Genomic DNA, 18,272 nt, shown 5'->3' on the forward strand with positions numbered 1-18,272 from the left:
TCACATGCAGGTGTAAGGTTACCTTTAAGTTAACTTCTAAAATTTCTATTTAAAACTGACAAACTAGGGTAAATTTGTAGAAAGGTAAAAGACTTATGGGTGTACTGAACAAGTTGTTTAAGCCAGGAGGAACTAAGTTCTATATTCTTTTTGAAAGTGCTACTGCAAATTTGATAGAGATGAGTCGCCTGTTTGTACAGGTAACTAGTGCCCCAAAAGCAGAAGACCGTAAGGTTGTAATAGATGCAATGGGGAAGCTTGAAGAGAGTAGCGATAAGCTAGCCCATAAACTACTTATAGAATTAGGAGGTAACTATATTACTCCTTTCGATAGAGAAGATATACACTACCTAGCATCTACATTAGATGAAATAGCTCATGATATTTGGGGAATATCAAGATTGTATAATAGATATGATCTTAAAGGAGAACATAACACTTCGACACAAGTAGCTGAAAATTTGGTTGAGTTCTTTTTATTGTTAGATACTACTATTAAGGGGTTAAGAAACCAGTCTTCCTTAAAATCACTTGTTGATTCTTGTGAAGAAATGAGAGCATTAAGTAGTAGCTCTGACAGGCTTCTTGAAGCTAGTATTGCTAACGTGGTTAATCATGGCGCCGAATATCCCAAAGCACTTATTCAGCAAATGGACTATTACGAATTGCTACAGACTACAGTTGGTAATTGTAGAAAGGCAATAAGTGTAATAGAAGGTATTATTGTTAAGTACGGTTAGCCTTACCTTAGTCTAGATAAGACTTTTCACCATACATTGATATTGGTTTGTACTTCTTCCTTTTGGTTAATCCAAAGCCCTCTATTGCATGCTTCTCTATATGGGCTATTGCCTCTTCTACAGAATCTGTAAATAAGAATAGGTCAATATCTTTTGGGCTAATTGTTTTTTCTTTGATCATGAGTTGTATATGCTCATAAAGTACATGGTGGTACTCTTTGCCCATCAATACCACTGGGAATTTTTCAATTTTACCTGTTTGTATTAATGTTAGGGATTCAAATAGCTCATCTAATGTACCATACCCACCTGGCATTACAACAAAGGCATAAGAGTATTTTGTAAGTAGTGTTTTTCTAACAAAGAATAGGTCCATGTCTACCCAATGGTCAAGGTGGGGGTTAGGTGCCTGTTCATGAGGCAGAATGATATTACAACCTACTGATTTACCGCCAACATCTTTGGCTCCTCTATTTGCTGCTTCCATAATACCTGGTCCACCACCGGTGATAACAGTAAACCCTAGCTTGCTTATAGCTGCTCCAATTTCTCTTGCTTTTATATAATGAGGATGATTTTCATCAAAACGAGCTGAACCGAATACAGTTACACAAGGACCTATGAAGTGTAGCTTTCTATAGCCTCTAATAAACTCTCGTACTACCTTTATTATGAATTTAAACTCCTTCCAGCGGGAGTGTGGTCCTTCTAGGAAATATGCTTCTTCTTTTGATATCTTCTTCTGATTATTCGGCACGTTGCTCATCATGTATAAATAAAGAATGAGCTACTAAGATAAGCAGCTCATTGTAAACAAAAAGTCAATATTGTTCTATTACCATTGTACCGTTAAGTAATCAGCATATCCGGTGGTGCCTGCTAGTACAATGTAGCCTATTCTATCTCCACTTAAGTATTGTGCTGGTATTTCAAATATTTTTGTGCCATTCACAAATCCTAACCAGTAATTACCCACTTGTTCAAATTCTACGTCATTCCATCCTCCTCTCACAATAGCGGCATTTTGTTGCCAATCGATAATGGTTTGTACATTAGTATTAGCGTTACCTTCTTTAAATAGAGCAAAGTAGCCTTCGTCGTCAATGAATAGTGAATATCCAAAATCATTATTAGATACCCCAAAGGCAATGCCCATTGCATAATCGGTTTTTATGCTTGTCTGGATCAAGAAGTCTCTATTTACGGCAGCTCCTGTACTTATAGCAACTGTATTAGTCCCATCATTACTAGGCAAGTAAGAATATTTGAGTAGCCCTTTGTATACATCTACATAAGCTGCATTTCGAGGGTCGCTAAAAGACCAATTATTGGCATCAAAATCAAAATTATCATCGAATACATAGTTATATGCTATCGGTTGTGTATCGGGAGTAGTTTCGTAATACTCGTTTTTGATACAAGAAGAAAATAATATAGTGGCCAGTCCTAAGGATAATATGGTTAGTTTTTTAGTCATAGCTTCAGTCTTTGTTGTATATCCTATACAAATCAACAAGTATGCCATGCCAATAAAGTTTGGGTGGATTAACAAAACCTTATGGTAACTGTTAAGGAAATAAAAAGGTCGTTTTCTTGTAAAGGGGCTAGGCTGTTAAGTTATGAGATAATGAGCTAGCTTTGTTTTATGATAAACACTCATACAGCAAGTTATTGGAAAGAGCAATTAGATTTAACGGAACACGTGGAAGGTGGGGCTTTTAAAGAAATATATCGCTCAGCTATGAAACTACCACAAGAGGTATTGACCAAAGAGCATAAAGGGGATAGAGCTGCAGCAACAAGTATCTATTTTTTGTTGGAGTACGGGGAGTTTTCAGCATTTCATAGAATAGCCTCTGATGAGATATGGCATCACTATGATGGTGGCACATTATGCATTTATGAAATAAAAAAAACGGGAGAATTAGTAAAACATCTATTAGGTAAGAATATAGCTAATGGAGAGCAACTACAAGTAGTCATTGAAGCAGGTAGCTGGTTTGGGTCAAGAGTAGAAGAGGAGGGTAGCTTTACATTGAGTGGCTGCACTGTAGCTCCTGGTTTTGATTTTGGAGATTTTGAACTAGCGAAGAAAGATGTCTTAGCCAGTAAATATCCGCAGTATACATCAATAATAAATGAATTAACAAAAGACTAGGGTTTAAATTTGGAAGGAAAGAGTTTTATTCGTTTAATGACAGTGAACCAAATAATAAAAGAATGGATAAGCTTGAATTAAAAGGAAACTGGAATGAATTGAAAGGAAAAATAAAACAAGCACACGCATCACTAACTGATGATGATTTGCAATACCAAGAAGGGCAAGAAGAAGAACTAATTGGTAGATTACAACAAAAACTAGGAAAAACTAGAGTAGAAATAATAGATTGGTTGAATGCACTATAACCAAAATAAAAAAGAGCCTCTTAAGAGGCTCTTTTTTATTTACTACTACCTTTGAATTGGTGATGTTGTTCTTTAAATAAAACATTGAAAGTAGTAAGTGAACCATATACTGCAGTAACATATTGTTGTATATCCACTTTCTCTTCGTCTGTCAGGTTTTTATTGGAGTTGATCTTTTGTTCTATTAAACGTAGTCGATCCCTTACCATTACTATTTTATGAAAGAAGGTTTCTATTGGTACTTCTTTAGCTTGTAAGCTTTCGTCTTTAGGTTGTAGTATCATAGTGCCGCTATTCCATTTATTGGCCATAGGTACTATTTGCATTTCATGTAGGCGTCGCTCTAGTATATTGTCTAAAGCTTGTTCTATATCAGTAATTGTTAGTCCACCACCGCTTACACTTCCTTCTGCCGCTTCAATGATCTTCAGGTCAAAGTCCTTGCCAATGCTTTTTGTTCCGTTCTGAGATTTGAACCAAATAATATATAACTCGCTAGAAACATCTACTATAACCCCCTTGCCAAAGTTTGGGTGCTCTACACGAGATCCAATATTTAATGTTGTTGTGTCCATGTGTCGAATATAAATTAAAAACAGCTTTTGCAAATTGAATAGTTCAATTATTTTTATGAAAAAATAAAAATGGAAAAACCATATGAACCCGTAACAAATTCTTTTGAGCAAGAAGGTAACCCCGCATACTTTGTTCAATTTGCTGGTTTTTGGGCACGCTTCTTTGCTGTTTTTATAGACGGTCTTATTTTGTTTATTCCTGTATTAGTGCTTAAATATCTTATAGATGGCAACTTTTTTGGTAATAATACAATTACGTCATCTTTAGTTTCAATTGTTATTAGGTGGCTATATTTTGCGATACAAGAGTCAAGTAGTAAGCAAGCTACATTTGGTAAACAGCTCTTAGATATAAAAGTGACTGATGAGTATGGCAAAAGAATCGGTTTTGGTAGGGCAACAGGAAGATTTTTTGGCAAAATACTATCAGCCATAATACTTCTTATCGGCTTTATAATGGCTGGGTTTACAGCACGTAAGCAAGCATTACATGATATGTTGGCTAATACCCTAGTTGTCTCGCAAAATTCTTTCAAAAATAGAGTAGAGTAATACTAAAATGTAACTTTTATAGTTATTATAGAAAAGTAACTATGAAAAAGACTTTTGGTGTAATATTTATTACCATAGGTAGCTTATTTATGTTAGCAATTATTAGCATTGGCATGACTGCTATATCTAACGGAAGATCTCTAATTGGTACAACAAAAACTGTTGAAGGGAAAGTGACAGGAATCTACGATAATGGTAATTTTGATATTGGTATCCGATTAGAAGGTGATAGAGGTCATTACTATATTAATAGAGGTCAGCAAAGAGGCTTGTCTGTAAGCGAAATGAGGGCAAGGTATATAGGGGAAGAACTAGTAGTGTCTTATGTAGATCAGTTCAGCATACTAGATATCAAAAGACAAGTAAGACATGTCAACCGTATACAACTAGGTGAGGAGATGGTGTATGATGAGCTAGATTAGTTAGTGATTTAAGTTGTATGCTTTTATTAGAGATAATGTGTTTTCAATTGCAGTCTTAGATTCCCAACTTCCATGACCAGGTATTATCATTTCATCACCATGTAGTTTAAAGTGTCGTTTTGCATTCAATACACTATTAGACCAGGCTTTTATGTCTGCATCAGCAGTGTTTCCAATAGATTTACTAAGCCCACTTTTTATAAAACACCCTCCATACAAAAACTTCTTAGATGGTATGTAGAGGATAATATTATCTATTGTATGTCCGGCCCCTGGGTAGTAGGCAACTACTTTTATAGAACCACAAACAAAACTGGTGTCGTTATTATAGAAAGAATATTTAGGTATAGGGTGTTTGTGTTTAGGCGCCTCTATTGCAGTAAGTTGATAGCAATAGGTAGGAATATTATGTTTGTGTATTGTTTCAATACCCCCAATTCTATCTACATGTGCATGTGTAATGATGCATAACTTTATATGCTTGTGCAAACGGTCTTCTATGTAAGTAATTAGTTCCTCTGTTTGATAATCATCCCAAGGAGTATCAAACAGTATCGCATCTTCTCCTGAAACAACTATTACCGCATTGGCATCAATATTTTTATATGTACCTACATCTCCGTAAGAAGTATATAAAAGTATGTTGCTGTCAATAGGAGTTATTTTTATAGAATAGTTTTGAGCCTTTGATGAAAAGGAAATAATAGCTAATAATAATGCTAGTATTTGTTTCATATCATACAGTTATTATACACCCATATCTTCTACTAGATCTTTTTCTACCCTTAAGTTTTCAATAATGTCCTTTTGACGTTCAGGCGTGTTTTTGCCCATGTAGTATTTCAGCAGCTCTTGTATCTTCATTTCCTGACCAAGTAATACTGGGTCTTTCCTCATGTCTTCTCCAATAAATTGAGCAAACTCATCAGGGCTGATCTCACCAAGACCTTTAAATCGTGTTATCTCGGGTTTGTTGCCCAGCTTTTCAATGGCTTCTATACGCTCTTCGTCAGAGTAGCAATATATGGTCTCTTTCTTATTCCTGACACGGAAAAGAGGTGTTTGTAAAATATAAACATGCCCACCTTTTACTAGATCAGGGAAAAACTGTAAAAAGAATGTCATGATCAATAGACGAATATGCATACCGTCCACATCGGCATCGGTAGCTATAACAATATTATTATAACGTAGTCCGTCTAGTCCTTCTTCAATATTAAGTGCGTGTTGTAAAAGATTGAATTCTTCATTTTCATAGACCACTTTCTTAGTAAGCCCAAAACTATTCAGTGGTTTACCTCTCAAGCTAAATACGGCTTGCGTTTGCACATCTCTGCTTTTAGTTATAGAACCGCTTGCAGAGTCCCCCTCCGTAATGAAGATGGTGCTTTCGTTTTGTTTTTGTATAAACTCTTCTTTGTTCTTGCTAGGCGGGTCGTCATTATAATGTATGCGACAGTCGCGTAGTTTTTTATTATGTAAGTTGGCTTTCTTAGCTCTTTCGTTGGCCAGTTTTCTTATGCCTGAAAGTTCTTTCCTTTCTCGCTCACTTTGTTCTATCCTTTTCTTTAGCGCTTCGGCAGTAGCTGAGTTTTTGTGCAAAAAGTTATCCAACTCTTTAGATAAAAAATCTAACACAAATACTTTCATAGAAGGGCCGCCTTCATAAACGTATTGTGAACCTAATTTTGTTTTTGTTTGCGATTCAAAAACAGGCTCTTGTACTCTTACTGATATTGCAGCACTAATACTTTGTCTTATATCCGTCGCGTCGTAGCTTTTGTTATAGAAGTCGCGTATAACTTTTACATAAGCTTCTCTAAAGGCAGCTTGGTGTGTACCACCTTGTGTTGTATGCTGGCCATTAACAAAGGAAGAAATGTCCTCACCATAGTCGTTGGTATGAGTAATGGCAACTTCTATATCTTCACCCTTTAGGTGAATAATAGGGTAGCGATTGGTCTCTGTATTTGTCTTCTTCTCCAGTAGGTCTAAAAGACCATTCTTAGAAACATATACTCTGTTGTTGAACTTGATTTGTAAACCAGCATTTAGATAACAGTAGTTCCATATCTGGTTTTCAATGTATTCACTTTGAAAGCGATAGTTTTTAAATACGGTGTCGTCTGGCGTGAAAATTACCAGAGTACCATCTGGTTCATCTGTCTTTTTAGGCTTAGGGTCTTGTACTAGTACTCCTTTCTCAAATTCAGCTTCTTTCATCTGTCCATCACGAAAAGCAGCTACCTTGAAATGACCACTCAATGCATTCACCGCCTTAGTACCTACACCGTTAAGCCCTACTGATTTCTGGAAGGCCTTACTATCATATTTAGCACCAGTATTTATCTTACTTACTACATCTACAACTTTTCCCAAAGGTATACCTCTACCATAATCTCTTACAGTAACCGTACCTTGGTTGATACTGATTTCGACACGCTTGCCATGCCCCATTGTATACTCATCAATACAGTTATCCACTACCTCTTTTAGTAGTATATATATACCATCATCTACACTTGTACCATCACCCAGTTTTCCTATGTACATACCCGGACGTAAACGGATATGTTCTCTCCAGTCAAGTGATTTAATACTATCTTCTGTATACTGATTCTGTGTTGCCATATGTATCTCTTCCTTACTACAAAGAAAACAAATATTCCCGATGACTGAGGAGCAGTTATTCACATTTTGCATATAAAAATGCCATATACAGCAAGGGATTAGTATTTTTATTGTTGATATGTATCGAACAGATTTTTGCGAGATCAATTTACTGCGAGAGCTTATTGCTTCTGATATGAAATGGCCTAATGTGATCATTAATGCCACTACTCGTCAAGAGTATCGGATGGATATAAAAGGTACTTTGTCTCTTTTCAGCAGTATCAAAGGAGAAGGTTATTACTGCGCTGGCAATAATACTGTAAAAGTAAACGAGGATACATTCTACATCAGTAATGAAGAACAATGCTATGGTATTGACATCAATGAAAGTAGAAATGTAGAAACTTTTAATATTCATTTCTCTACCCATATGTTGAGAAGTCTTCTACCAACGGTCTTATTAAAAGATGAGGTTCTCTTAGATAACCCTTTAAAGGATGCGAAAGAGACCAACTTTTATAATAGATTGTACTGGAAGGATGAGTTTTTTAGAAAAACAGTCGCTGCCTTACAAAACTATCAAGCTAGGGGTGAGCTCAATGATATGCTCACAGAAGAGTTGTTAGCTGATTTACTTACACATCTTTATAGTCAGCAGTTGGGGTGGAGAAAAGGAGTTAGCGACTTATCTGTTGCTAAAAGGTCTACCAAAGAGGAAGTATTATTAAGGCTGACATTAGCAACCGATTATATACACACTTATTATGCTATCCCAATCTCGTTAGATAAACTTGCTAAGGTTTCCTGCTTGTCTAAATATCATTTTTTACGATTGTTTAAAGAAGTATACAGAACAACACCATATCAGTATATAAAATCAATAAGGTTGGATAAGGCACAACAGTTATTGAAAGGGACTAATTTGCCTGTAGCTCATATTTCCAGTTCAATTGGTTATGAGGATATAAGCAGTTTTAGCAGAGGGTTTAAAGAGCATTACGGATACTGGCCAAGCAGCTATAGGAAGTTGGTTCAGAAATAGCAATAATTGTCAACAAAACTCAATAGAAGGCTAATAGTTTTGTATAAAACAATGGTATGTTACAACTAAGTCATTATATATTACTAGCAGTTATTTTAGCCATTATAGGTTGGGGATTTAACAGGGCGGCTGTTATAGCAGGATATAACAACGTAGAAAAAAGTAAACTGCTAAAAGGTTATTGGCTTTTTATAGCCTTGTGGGTAGGTTATGTTTCTCTGATGGCAGGGTCAGATTTTCTAGCTGATTTCAGTTTGCCTCCCAAATTTGTACTGTTCATTATATTGCCTGCGTTTATAATTATTGGCACTTTTTTCTCTATTAAGAAGTTTGCGAAAATTATTATTTCATTTCCTATAGCATTAACTGTTTACTATCAGTCTTTTCGGATAATAGTTGAGCTACTCATATGGTGGATATACAAGGAAGGCTTAGTGCCTGAGATAGTAACCTTTGAAGGTAGGAATATGGATGTGCTTGTGGGGCTTAGTGCGCCAATAGTTGGGTACTTAGCGTATCAAAGAAAATGGCTATCCCATAAAATTGTAATTTTGTGGAATGTGATAGGCTTGCTAATATTAGCCAACATAGTACTCATCTTCATTAGCTTAATTGTTAAGCCGGAAATGTGGGGTTTTGATACAATTCCTTTGTCTCTAGATTTTCCTAGATTGCCTTATGTATTCATAGCTGGCGCATTTATGCCAACAGCTGTATTTATGCACATCTTTTCCATTAGAAAATCAATGCAGGCGTTAAAAGAAAAAGCTGCGACGAACTAGAATTTCAAGCCGATGGTAAGTGCAACGTTGTTTAATGTGCTACCTACTTCAGCAATTGGTGCGGTTATGTTGGTATATCCTGTAGAGTATGGCATTTCTTGTCTGCTATACATACTACGTACATAGCCAAGGTCGGCAAACCAATTATCAAAACGGAATCCAATACCACCTGATACATCGATACGTTCAGCATTAGCATACGACTTTTGGAATGGACTGCCATAGTAACCCAAGCCAAGTCTTACAAATAGCATATCGAAACGACCTTCAGCACCTATACGGAAATTAGAAGCTCCTGTATATTTAGCACGTATGCTATCTCTTACATCATTTTGTAACGACTTATTAGCATTGTCAAATAATACTCTTGCAGAACGATAGTTGACATACTCATATTCTGCGGTAATAAAGCCTCGTTTGTTAATCAATGCTGCCGCACTGATGACACCACGCCAAGGAGTGATCATACCATATTCATATTCATAGGTAGGAGCATCTACACGCTCATTTGGTCCATCAAAATAACCTTGAGATTGTTTGTAGTTTTCTGTGTTAGACGTTACGTATCTATTTTGTACATCAGTAAGCCTATTGTAATAAGTAGGGGTGTGGAAAGCCGCACCAGCACGTAGATATTCTGTGATCTTATAGATAACACCCAACTTTAAATTAATACCCGTACCTGAAGTGGTAAGGTTTTCGTTATAAGTGAAATTATCAAAGTTGTTATTGTTATTACCCGAAATGTCAGTTTCTGTAAATGTAATGTCTCTCTTATAAGTTAAAGAAGGGATTCCTAATGTAGCACCCACTAAGAGCTTTTCCTTATAGTTGCCACCAAGGCTAATAGCAATTTCTGTTATACCTCCTCTTTCTCTTACACTTCTTCTTTGATTAACACCTGAACCAAAAGGAACGACAGACTCATAAAGCATGCCTGGGATACTAGATGTGTCCAGTAAAAAAGCATTATAACCTAATCCTGCTAGCGTATTTAAGTTATTGATATCATCTTTATAAAGATTGGCATCCGACTCAAATGAAAAAGTACCAGAGCTAGTTCGGTTCACTCCCTCATAAGAATAGTTTCTATTAAAGTCAGCGACTCTATTAAACCCTATACCAAAAGAGACACTTTTCCAGTCACTATTTTTATATCTTCTACCTTTTGCTGCATTGGTAAATATTGCTCCAAGGTTATTTATAGTAAATCTAGAGTTATCGTCTTTAGTAGTTCTGGAAAGATAGTCGCTAGAAGCGCTATTAAACTTTAATGAAGGAGTAAGAGTTATTTCAGAAGTTCTGTACACTCCAATTCCTGCGGGGTTGACACTAAGTGAAGAAAAGTCGCCACCTATAGCGCCAACTGCACCACCAAAACCAATAGAACGTGCAGTACCCTGAGGGGTAAGGCTTGAAAAACGTAATGCATCTGTCTCGTCTTGTGCTGCTGCGTAATAGCCAATACTGCTAATAAGAACTAGTGCTGCAAAAAATACATAAATGCGATTATTCATAACCTTGATTTAATTAAATAATTATAAGAAAAAGTCAGGTTGGCGATACCTCAAATATCCTAAAAATGATGCTGTTTTCGCTGTTAAAAAAAAGGGTTACTATTTAACAAATAGTAACCCTCAAATATGCTAAAGCGCTTGCTTGATATACTATCTGCGTCTTCCTCCGCCTCCACCACCATAGCTTCTGCTTCCGCCACCACTAGGAGAAGAGTAGCTTCTGCTAGGAGAAGAACTTCTTGAAGGAGACGATTGTTGATAAGACCTGGACGGAGCATTAGAACGCTGTTGGTATGTAGGTGTAGAGCTGCGTTGTTGTACAGGTTGTCTATTATAAGTATTGCTACGTCTAGCTGGTGAAGAATTTCCAGAACCTCCTTGGTTCATTCTTGTGCCACCGCTAGGTTGTGTAGCACTACCTCTTGTTCTGCTTGGGTAGCTACTTCTAGTTCTTGTGCCGTTATTATTACCAGCGCCACTATTATACCTTACACCGTTATTCCCTTCATTAATTGTTGAGGAGCGTCTACCGCCGTTACTAGGGTAAGAATTTCTTAATGTACCATTTCTAGGGTTGTTACTGCTAGGTGCAGTTCTTTTAAGTCCCCCATTAGTATTACTACGTCTTAGTCCTGTATTGCCTCTATTAATGCTGGTTCTTGGTCCATAAGTATAAGCTCTTCTTGCTACGTTGTTATTGAACCCATTGGCATAATAGCCATCCCAGAAACCATTATAGTAGCCTCCGTAGCCACCACCCCAATATCCGCCGCCCCAATATGGGTTAGCCCATGTATTATAGAAGCCCGGGTATCCACCCCAGCAAGAGTAACCCCATGCAGGTGACCAATAAGGTCCTGTTCCAAAACCTACGCCAAAACCGTTGCCCCAGCTCATACCCCAACCCCAGTTGTTGTAGTAAGGATTGTTCCAGTAAGGAGCATACCAGCTATTCCAGTATCCTGCACCATAGAAAGAGTTGTTAAAACGACGTATGCGACTAGAGTAGTAGTAATCATCGTCGTCATAGTCGATATATTCGTCGTCGTTATAATTGCCCGAATAGTCCATGTCTTGACCAGAACTATTGTAGGTATTGGTCTCTCTGGCTCTTCTTTCAGCTCTTTCTCTTCTTATGGCCTCTTGTTTCTCTTGTTCTTTTTGTTGCTCTACAGCATCTTTCTCTGCATCTTCAGCAGTATAATAGATGTCGTCATATGTTTTAGAGCCCTTCTGAGCAAACGTATCTACATGCGCCAATGCCATCATCATCAATCCTAATGTAAGTGTACGTATCATATTAACTCAATTTTACTGTTTAAGTACTTAGTGTAAATTACTACATTTGCCACAATCAGCCAATAATATAGGACAACCAAAAGCATGCCAGATAAGTTATGAGCGATAATTTAACATCTCGTAAACAGGATTACTCACAGTGGTATAATGACCTTATACTAAAAGGAGGATTAGCAGAATATTCAGCAGTAAGAGGCTGTATGGTAATAAGACCATACGGTTTTGCGCTATGGGAGAATATGCGTGACCAGTTAGACAAAATGTTTAAAGAGACGGGTCACCAGAATGCTTACTTCCCTTTATTCATACCTAAGAGCTTCTTAAGCAAAGAGGCAGACCATGTAGAGGGCTTTGCAAAGGAGTGTGCTGTAGTGACACACTATAGATTAAAGAATGATCCTAATGGAAATGGTGTCATAGTAGATCCAGATGCTAAGTTGGAAGAAGAACTGATCGTTCGTCCTACTTCAGAAACTATTATTTGGAATACCTATAAAAACTGGGTACAGTCCTATAGAGACTTGCCAATACTTGTGAACCAATGGGCCAACGTGGTGCGTTGGGAGATGCGTACTCGCTTATTCTTACGTACGGCGGAGTTTCTATGGCAAGAAGGACATACGGCACATGCTACCAAGCAGGAGGCTATAGAAGAGACAGAGAGAATGCTTGATGTCTATGCAACGTTTGTAGAAGAATATATGGCATTGCCTGTAGTAAAAGGCGTAAAAACGGCTAATGAACGTTTTGCAGGTGCGGAAGATACATATTGCATAGAGGCTATGATGCAAGATGGTAAGGCGCTACAAGCAGGTACGTCACACTTTCTAGGACAAAACTTTGCTAAAGCATTTGATGTAAAGTTTGCCGATAAGGATAATAACATGGAGTATGTATGGGCTACTTCATGGGGGGTATCTACAAGATTGATAGGTGCTTTGGTAATGGCACATAGCGATGACCAAGGTTTGGTAATACCTCCAAAAATTGCGCCTATACACGTTGTTATCGTGCCAATAATGGGTAAAGACCCAGAAGCGCAACAAAAAGTAAATGATAAGGCCAACGAGATAAAGAAAGAACTTTTAGCAAAAGGCATACGTGTGAAGTATGATGATGATGAAACCCGTAGGCCAGGGTGGAAGTTTGCAGAGCATGAGCTAAAAGGTGTGCCTGTAAGAATTGCTATTGGTGCCAGAGACCTGGAGAATGATATTGTTGAAGTAGCAAGAAGAGATACTAAAGAGAAGAATAGCGTAGCTTTAGAAGGTTTAACAGATAACATAGTTGCCCTTCTTGATGAAATTCAAGCTAATTTATATAATCGTGCTTTAGCATTCCGTGAAGAGAAAACTACGAAAGTGGACACTTGGGATGAGTTTGTAAACACCCTAGAAAATAAAGGAGGTTTTGTGTCAGCACATTGGGATGGTACTTCAGAAACAGAAGACGAAATAAAAGCAAAAACTAAGGCAACAATACGTTGTATTCCTCTTGATAATGAAAAGGAAGAAGGTAAATGTATCTTAACAGGAAAGCCTTCTACACAACGAGTCTTGTTTGCTTTAGCCTATTAATTCTTAATCTATAAAAACTATTACTAAATGGAATCAACAGAATTCAATCAGCAAGAAGAACCGAAGCTTGAAATTACCGAGTTTATAAAACTAGACCTAAGAGAAGCTGCAAAATGGGGCAAGTTTCTTTCAGTGGTTGGCTTTATAGGTTTAGGTTTTATGATATTGGCTGGTTTTGTAATGGCACTTGTACTATCGGCTGCAATGGATGGTTTGGGAGCATCTCCTTTTCCTAGTTCTGGTATAGGGGTTATGTATATTATTTTTGCTGGCATCTATTTTTACCCTATATATGCGTTGTTGAAGTTTTCTACAAAAATGAAAACTGCAGTTAACTTTAATGATGGGGTAGCTCTTACAGAGTCTTTCAGATACTTAAAAGGTATGCTACGCTATATGGGTATTATCACAATAGTGGTATTGTGTATCTATGGCGCATTTGCATTATTTGGAGCTGCAATAGGTATTGGAGCTGCTATGGGCTAATTGTATAGTGCTTCTATCTGTGCTGCATACTTTTCTTGTATTTGCTTACGTTTGATTTTAATAGTTGGGGTAAGTTCACCACCGTCTACCGTCCATTCGTTTGGTAGTAGGGTGAACTTCTTCACTTGTTCTACATGACCTAACGTAGCGTTGTATTTATCTATTTGTTTTTGAATGAGTTCTATAACAGTAGCGTTATTTACAAGGTCGTTGTTATTGGAAGCAGCTTTTTGACCATGATCCGTTAACCATTTATTGATATTGATAAATGAAGGAACGATTAGCGCAGTAACAAATTTTCTGTTAGCTCCTATTACAATCATTTGCTCAATGAAAGGACTTTCTTTCATTTTATTTTCCACTACTTGTGGTGCTACATATTTTCCTCCTGAGGTTTTAAAAATTTCCTTCTTCCTATCGGTGATCTTTAAAAAACTACCTTCCACCCATTCGCCTATGTCTCCTGTTTTTAAATAGCCATCGGCTGTAAACACGTCTTTAGTTAATTCCGGTTGTTTGTAATAGCCTAACATAACATTAGGACCTTTACACAATATTTCACCGTCTTCCGCCAGTTTAACTGATACATTGTTGATCACCCTCCCTACTGTGCCTATTCGTCTGCCTTCTGATTCATATGTATTAACGGAGATAACAGGAGAAGTTTCTGTTAGTCCATACCCTTCCTTTATAATAATGCCTGCTGCTGTAAATACACGTATAAGTCTTGGCTGACAAGCTGCTGAGCCCGATACAATAGCTTTTACATTGTTGCCTAATGCCTCTCGCCATTTACTGAAAATAAGTTTGTTGGCAATTTTTAATTGAAAACGGTACCACCAAGAGCCTGTATTTACATTGTCGTATTTGTCGCCTAGTGATAATGCCCAAAAGAAAAGAGCTCGTTTAATGCCTTTTAATTCCATACCCTTGGCTACTATTTTCTCATATACTTTTTCTAGTAGGCGAGGTACTGTTGTAAATACAAATGGTTTAACCTCTTTTAGGTTGTCTCCAATGGTATCCATACTTTCTGCGTAGTAGATAGGTACACCCACACGCATAAATATATAAGAGACCATACGCTCAAAAATATGATTGAGTGGCAGAAAGCTGAGTGCAGGTTTGCCTCGTTCTACAAAGGTGAAAATAGGCACACAGTCTCTTACATTGCTTACAATGTTATCATGAGTAAGCATTACACCTTTAGGGTTACCAGTTGTACCCGAGGTGTATATAATGGTGGCTAATGTGTCTTTCTTGATTTTGTTAATGACAGTATCGTCTGGAGAAGCACCTTTGTCTATTAATTCTTGCCAATTGGGTACTCCTGCTACTTTATCAAAAGAATAAACATGCTTTACTGAAGCTGTATTATCAAACGCTGGTTTAAAACGCTCATATAGCTCTTCGTTAGCTATAAAAACAATATGTACATCTGCTTCTGTAAGTATGTATTCCATATCTGCCGTACTGATGGTAGGATATAGAGGTGTAAGTACGGCTCCTGTTTGTTGTACAGCAATATCAGTAATGATCCATTCGGGTCTGTTAGGAGCAATAATAGCTATCTTTTCCTGATGTTCAGGCGTGAGGTCGCTATTAGCAATGCCTAGTGATATAATACCACCAGTCAAAGCATTAGCAGTATCCATTACTTCCTTGCATGAATACTTGCGCCATGTTCCGTTTTCTTTAGCTGCCAGAAGGGTTTCTTCTGGGTTGTTTTTAGCTCTAGCTGATACTATGTCAAAAAGGCGTTCCATATGTTTAAATATAACGTTTTTAAATGTCATTTTCTTGTATTTTTTGAGGACGTCATTGCTTACTTTTATGTCCGTTACAATAGAGGAAAATCATATAAAGAGAAATGCGCTTAAGTTTAGAACGTATTATCCCCTCTCCTATAAAAGATAAAGTTGGTGCTTATGATTCTTGGGTATGGAATCAGAAACTGGCCATAAATAAAGGAGAAAAGGTATTGATACAAGCACCTTCTGGTGCGGGTAAAACTATGCTTGTGCATATGCTTTATGGTCTAAGGAACGACTATATAGGTAAAATAAACTGGGGTGTATTCAGAATGGATATAGTTAATGCTGAACAACTTTCTCAGCTACGTGCCTCTACTGTAAGCATTGTATTTCAAGATCTAAAATTATTTCCTTCTTTAACAGTCTGGGAGAATGTAGATATAAAAAGACGCTTGACTGATACGGTTACAGAGTTTGATACGGAACAATGGCTAGGTCGTCTAGGTCTTGAAGATAGGTTAAATACGCCAGTAGCTCACCTGTCTTTTGGAGAACAACAAAGAGTTGCTATTGTAAGAGCATTATCTCAACCTTTCGACTGGTTGATATTAGATGAACCTTTTACTTTTTTAGATGCGTTTAATAGGAGAAAAGCAATTGCTTTGATCAAGCAGGTAGTCGATTTTTCAGGTGCAGGGTTGCTGATGGCAAGCCATGATGATAATGATGATTTTAAGTACACAAGAAAACTTTTACTTTGAGCAGCAAGAAACAGTTACGATTATTAAAGCGACTGTTGCTTGAAAAAAGAGCAGGAGGGAAGCTGTGGTTAGCACTAGGTGCTTTGTGGCTAAGTACAACATTGTTGCTTTTTACTGTAATGGTTTGGTGGGGGTATCAACAAATACTTGCAGATAAGTATAGTGAAGATAGCTTAGGGAGTACTTTTATAACCTTAAGTAAAGAAGTAACGCCTCAAAGCAAAAATCAACCTCGTGCAACTACATTTACTTATACTGAAATTGATGCTATAAACAGCTTGCCTCAGGTGTTGCATTTGGGGATGTTAACTGCTAGTAAATTTCCTGTTTCTATAACGCTAAATAGCCCATCTTATGGTTTTTCTCGATCGGCTTTTTTAGAGTCGATACCAGATGAGTTTATAGATGAAAAACCTATTGATTGGGTATGGCAATATCGTAATATTAATGTGCCTGTTATTGTGCCTTCTAGCTTTTTAGAGTTATATAACTATGGTTTTGCACTAAGTGATGGTGTGCCACAAATATCTAAAAAGACAGCAATGTCTTTAGCCTTCGATTTGAAAATAGGGGATAGTGCTCGTACAGAGTTATTTACAATGAATATTGTAGGTTTTTCAGATAGGGTGAATTCTATATTAGTACCCAAGACCTTTTTAGATTATGGTAATGATGCTTTTGCTCCAGATGTTGTAACTCGTCCTTCTCGTTTGATATTAAAAGTAAAAGACCCCTCTGATCAACAGTTTGTAGATTTTCTGAAGAATAGAAATTATGTGACCAATTCTGAATTGCTAAGATGGAATAAACTAAGAGGGATAATAGAAGTAGTAGGGTATACTACTGGTGTAATAGCATTGTTATTATTAGTAGTAGCAATATTTGTTTATCGCCTATTCGTAACGTTGAGGATGAAGGGTATATCAGACTCGCTAAACTTGCTTATTGTACTAGGGTATAGTCCGCGTTTTTTACAATTGTTTGTTTTAAAACGTATAGTGTTCATTTTAGTGCCCGTATTTGCAGCATCAGGTGCTTTCGCCATATTAGCACAACAACATGTTGCTAACTGGCTTAAAGGATTTAAACTAGAGATACCGACATTCCCTAGTTGGCCAGTTTGGGTGGTGTTGTTTTTGAGTTATGTAACTATTGTATTGCTTGTATTAAGAGCAACGGCTAAGGCTATAAAGCAGAAGCATGTTTAATCATAAAGAGAAATAAGCTTACGAACAGTATTCCTGTTTCTTGATGTAGCAAATACTTTTAGCTTGCTCTCTATTAGCTTGTTGGTCATTTTGGTCTTCCCCTTATTTTTATAACATAGGTAGTATAACTCTTGTCCAATTATTTTACACTCCTCTATATCGTTGTTGTATGAGTAGAGCAATTCTATTTGTTCCTTTTCAGGCATAGCTGATAAGAAATTGGTATAGACTGCAACTGTTTTGTCTACTTCTATATGTTGGTAAGGGTCTTGTTGGTCAGTCTTTTTCAACTCTTCCATAGATCGTACAATTACTTCCACTTCAAAATTGAGTTGCTCTAAAAGATGTTTTTCTATCTTTTTTGCTAGTGTCTCATTTTTGCTAGTTCGGGTCTCGAAATAGAGATTCCCACTTTGGATGTAGGTAGCAATATTTTTAAATCCCATACTGCTAATGGTCTCCCTTAAGAGTTCCATTTTTATGATGCGGCTGCCGCTTACATTGATAGCTCTAAAAAATGCAATATACTTAGCCATAG

Annotated in this window: 20 protein-coding genes; 11 read left to right on the forward strand and 9 right to left on the reverse strand. The window is 37.1% G+C overall.

The window, feature by feature from the left end:
* Nucleotides 1–95 precede the first annotated feature (95 nt).
* Nucleotides 96–740: a DUF47 family protein gene (locus R2800_00380; protein ID MEZ5015480.1), complete on the forward strand. Its 645-nt coding sequence runs from the start codon at nt 96–98 to the stop codon at nt 738–740.
* 7 nt (nt 741–747) lie between these two features.
* On the opposite strand, the gene R2800_00385 is transcribed toward R2800_00380, so the two are convergent.
* Nucleotides 748–1,509, reverse strand: coding sequence for a TIGR00730 family Rossman fold protein (locus tag R2800_00385; GenBank protein ID MEZ5015481.1), 762 nt, complete (start codon nt 1,507–1,509; stop codon nt 748–750).
* A 66-nt stretch (nt 1,510–1,575) separates the two neighbouring features.
* Nucleotides 1,576–2,265, reverse strand: a complete 690-nt coding sequence (locus R2800_00390; protein MEZ5015482.1) for a hypothetical protein — start codon at nt 2,263–2,265, stop codon at nt 1,576–1,578.
* 120 nt (nt 2,266–2,385) lie between these two features.
* Between R2800_00390 and R2800_00395 the strand changes: the two genes are divergently transcribed.
* Nucleotides 2,386–2,898 carry a cupin domain-containing protein gene (locus R2800_00395; GenBank protein MEZ5015483.1) on the forward strand — a complete coding sequence of 171 codons (513 nt, stop codon included), beginning with the start codon at nt 2,386–2,388 and terminating at the stop codon, nt 2,896–2,898.
* A 62-nt stretch (nt 2,899–2,960) separates the two neighbouring features.
* On the forward strand, nt 2,961–3,146 hold the full coding sequence (locus R2800_00400; GenBank protein ID MEZ5015484.1) for a CsbD family protein: 186 nt from the start codon (nt 2,961–2,963) through the stop codon (nt 3,144–3,146).
* Between the two features lie 35 nt (nt 3,147–3,181).
* Here R2800_00400 and R2800_00405 read toward each other — a convergent pair whose 3' ends face one another.
* Entirely contained in the window at nt 3,182–3,721 is a 540-nt protein-coding gene (locus tag R2800_00405) for a hypothetical protein (protein ID MEZ5015485.1), read from the reverse strand.
* 69 nt (nt 3,722–3,790) lie between these two features.
* On the opposite strand from R2800_00405, the gene R2800_00410 reads away from it, so the two are divergent.
* Nucleotides 3,791–4,273, forward strand: a complete 483-nt coding sequence (locus R2800_00410) for an RDD family protein (GenBank protein ID MEZ5015486.1) — start codon at nt 3,791–3,793, stop codon at nt 4,271–4,273.
* Between the two features lie 41 nt (nt 4,274–4,314).
* The gene (locus R2800_00415) at nt 4,315–4,695 is read left to right on the forward strand and encodes a hypothetical protein (protein ID MEZ5015487.1); all 381 of its coding nucleotides are present in this window, start codon (nt 4,315–4,317) and stop codon (nt 4,693–4,695) included.
* Here the strand turns inward: R2800_00415 and bla are convergent, their stop codons facing one another.
* Nucleotides 4,696–5,430, reverse strand: coding sequence for a subclass B1 metallo-beta-lactamase (gene bla / locus R2800_00420; protein ID MEZ5015488.1), 735 nt, complete (start codon nt 5,428–5,430; stop codon nt 4,696–4,698).
* A gap of 12 nt (nt 5,431–5,442) precedes the next feature.
* Nucleotides 5,443–7,326: a DNA topoisomerase IV subunit B gene (locus R2800_00425; GenBank protein ID MEZ5015489.1), complete on the reverse strand. Its 1,884-nt coding sequence runs from the start codon at nt 7,324–7,326 to the stop codon at nt 5,443–5,445.
* 118 nt (nt 7,327–7,444) lie between these two features.
* Here R2800_00425 and R2800_00430 point away from each other — a divergent pair, with 118 nt between their 5' ends.
* Complete coding sequence (locus R2800_00430; GenBank protein ID MEZ5015490.1) at nt 7,445–8,350, forward strand: AraC family transcriptional regulator; 906 nt, start codon at nt 7,445–7,447, stop codon at nt 8,348–8,350.
* A 56-nt stretch (nt 8,351–8,406) separates the two neighbouring features.
* Complete coding sequence (locus R2800_00435) at nt 8,407–9,132, forward strand: hypothetical protein (GenBank protein ID MEZ5015491.1); 726 nt, start codon at nt 8,407–8,409, stop codon at nt 9,130–9,132.
* Here the strand turns inward: R2800_00435 and R2800_00440 are convergent.
* Nucleotides 9,129–10,649, reverse strand: coding sequence for a hypothetical protein (locus R2800_00440; protein MEZ5015492.1), 1,521 nt, complete (start codon nt 10,647–10,649; stop codon nt 9,129–9,131). The genes R2800_00435 and R2800_00440 overlap by 4 nt on opposite strands.
* Nucleotides 10,650–10,799: 150 nt before the next feature.
* A complete protein-coding gene (locus tag R2800_00445) occupies nt 10,800–11,948 on the reverse strand; it encodes a hypothetical protein (protein MEZ5015493.1) in 1,149 nt (382 codons plus the stop codon).
* A 98-nt stretch (nt 11,949–12,046) separates the two neighbouring features.
* Here R2800_00445 and proS point away from each other — a divergent pair, with 98 nt between their 5' ends.
* Together proS and R2800_00455 are read left to right on the forward strand one after the other, a co-directional pair.
* The gene (gene proS, locus R2800_00450) at nt 12,047–13,525 is read left to right on the forward strand and encodes a proline--tRNA ligase (GenBank protein ID MEZ5015494.1); all 1,479 of its coding nucleotides are present in this window, start codon (nt 12,047–12,049) and stop codon (nt 13,523–13,525) included.
* Between the two features lie 27 nt (nt 13,526–13,552).
* Nucleotides 13,553–14,011, forward strand: a complete 459-nt coding sequence (locus R2800_00455) for a hypothetical protein (protein ID MEZ5015495.1) — start codon at nt 13,553–13,555, stop codon at nt 14,009–14,011.
* Here R2800_00455 and R2800_00460 read toward each other — a convergent pair.
* Nucleotides 14,008–15,777 carry a long-chain fatty acid--CoA ligase gene (locus R2800_00460; protein MEZ5015496.1) on the reverse strand — a complete coding sequence of 590 codons (1,770 nt, stop codon included), beginning with the start codon at nt 15,775–15,777 and terminating at the stop codon, nt 14,008–14,010. The two genes, R2800_00455 and R2800_00460, sit on opposite strands and share 4 nt — an antisense overlap.
* A gap of 104 nt (nt 15,778–15,881) precedes the next feature.
* Here R2800_00460 and R2800_00465 point away from each other — a divergent pair, with 104 nt between their 5' ends.
* Both R2800_00465 and R2800_00470 read left to right on the forward strand, forming a co-directional pair.
* Entirely contained in the window at nt 15,882–16,526 is a 645-nt protein-coding gene (locus R2800_00465; protein ID MEZ5015497.1) for an ATP-binding cassette domain-containing protein, read from the forward strand.
* Complete coding sequence (locus tag R2800_00470; GenBank protein ID MEZ5015498.1) at nt 16,523–17,734, forward strand: hypothetical protein; 1,212 nt, start codon at nt 16,523–16,525, stop codon at nt 17,732–17,734. Before R2800_00465 ends, R2800_00470 begins: the two co-directional genes overlap by 4 nt.
* On the opposite strand, the gene R2800_00475 is transcribed toward R2800_00470, so the two are convergent.
* Nucleotides 17,731–18,270 (reverse strand): DUF1697 domain-containing protein, encoded by a 540-nt coding sequence (locus R2800_00475; protein ID MEZ5015499.1) that lies wholly within the window; start codon nt 18,268–18,270, stop codon nt 17,731–17,733. The two genes, R2800_00470 and R2800_00475, sit on opposite strands and share 4 nt — an antisense overlap.
* Nucleotides 18,271–18,272: the final 2 nt, after the last annotated feature.

This window comes from Flavipsychrobacter sp., assembly GCA_041392855.1.
In the GTDB taxonomy this organism is placed as follows: domain Bacteria; phylum Bacteroidota; class Bacteroidia; order Chitinophagales; family Chitinophagaceae; genus UBA5543.

Bases quoted from the DNA above. Each gene is read 5' to 3' on its own strand.
- R2800_00380 (MEZ5015480.1), top strand. From the start codon at position 96: ATGGGTGTACTGAACAAGTTGTTTAAGCCAGGAGGAACTAAGTTCTAT.
- R2800_00385 (MEZ5015481.1), bottom strand. From the start codon at position 1,509: ATGATGAGCAACGTGCCGAATAATCAGAAGAAGATATCAAAAGAAGAA.
- R2800_00390 (MEZ5015482.1), bottom strand. From the start codon at position 2,265: ATGGCATACTTGTTGATTTGTATAGGATATACAACAAAGACTGAAGCT.
- R2800_00395 (MEZ5015483.1), top strand. From the start codon at position 2,386: ATGATAAACACTCATACAGCAAGTTATTGGAAAGAGCAATTAGATTTA.
- R2800_00400 (MEZ5015484.1), top strand. From the start codon at position 2,961: ATGGATAAGCTTGAATTAAAAGGAAACTGGAATGAATTGAAAGGAAAA.
- R2800_00405 (MEZ5015485.1), bottom strand. From the start codon at position 3,721: ATGGACACAACAACATTAAATATTGGATCTCGTGTAGAGCACCCAAAC.
- R2800_00410 (MEZ5015486.1), top strand. From the start codon at position 3,791: ATGGAAAAACCATATGAACCCGTAACAAATTCTTTTGAGCAAGAAGGT.
- R2800_00415 (MEZ5015487.1), top strand. From the start codon at position 4,315: ATGAAAAAGACTTTTGGTGTAATATTTATTACCATAGGTAGCTTATTT.
- bla (MEZ5015488.1), bottom strand. From the start codon at position 5,430: ATGAAACAAATACTAGCATTATTATTAGCTATTATTTCCTTTTCATCA.
- R2800_00425 (MEZ5015489.1), bottom strand. From the start codon at position 7,326: ATGGCAACACAGAATCAGTATACAGAAGATAGTATTAAATCACTTGAC.
- R2800_00430 (MEZ5015490.1), top strand. From the start codon at position 7,445: ATGTATCGAACAGATTTTTGCGAGATCAATTTACTGCGAGAGCTTATT.
- R2800_00435 (MEZ5015491.1), top strand. From the start codon at position 8,407: ATGTTACAACTAAGTCATTATATATTACTAGCAGTTATTTTAGCCATT.
- R2800_00440 (MEZ5015492.1), bottom strand. From the start codon at position 10,649: ATGAATAATCGCATTTATGTATTTTTTGCAGCACTAGTTCTTATTAGC.
- R2800_00445 (MEZ5015493.1), bottom strand. From the start codon at position 11,948: ATGATACGTACACTTACATTAGGATTGATGATGATGGCATTGGCGCAT.
- proS (MEZ5015494.1), top strand. From the start codon at position 12,047: ATGAGCGATAATTTAACATCTCGTAAACAGGATTACTCACAGTGGTAT.
- R2800_00455 (MEZ5015495.1), top strand. From the start codon at position 13,553: ATGGAATCAACAGAATTCAATCAGCAAGAAGAACCGAAGCTTGAAATT.
- R2800_00460 (MEZ5015496.1), bottom strand. From the start codon at position 15,777: ATGGAACGCCTTTTTGACATAGTATCAGCTAGAGCTAAAAACAACCCA.
- R2800_00465 (MEZ5015497.1), top strand. From the start codon at position 15,882: ATGCGCTTAAGTTTAGAACGTATTATCCCCTCTCCTATAAAAGATAAA.
- R2800_00475 (MEZ5015499.1), bottom strand. From the start codon at position 18,270: ATGGCTAAGTATATTGCATTTTTTAGAGCTATCAATGTAAGCGGCAGC.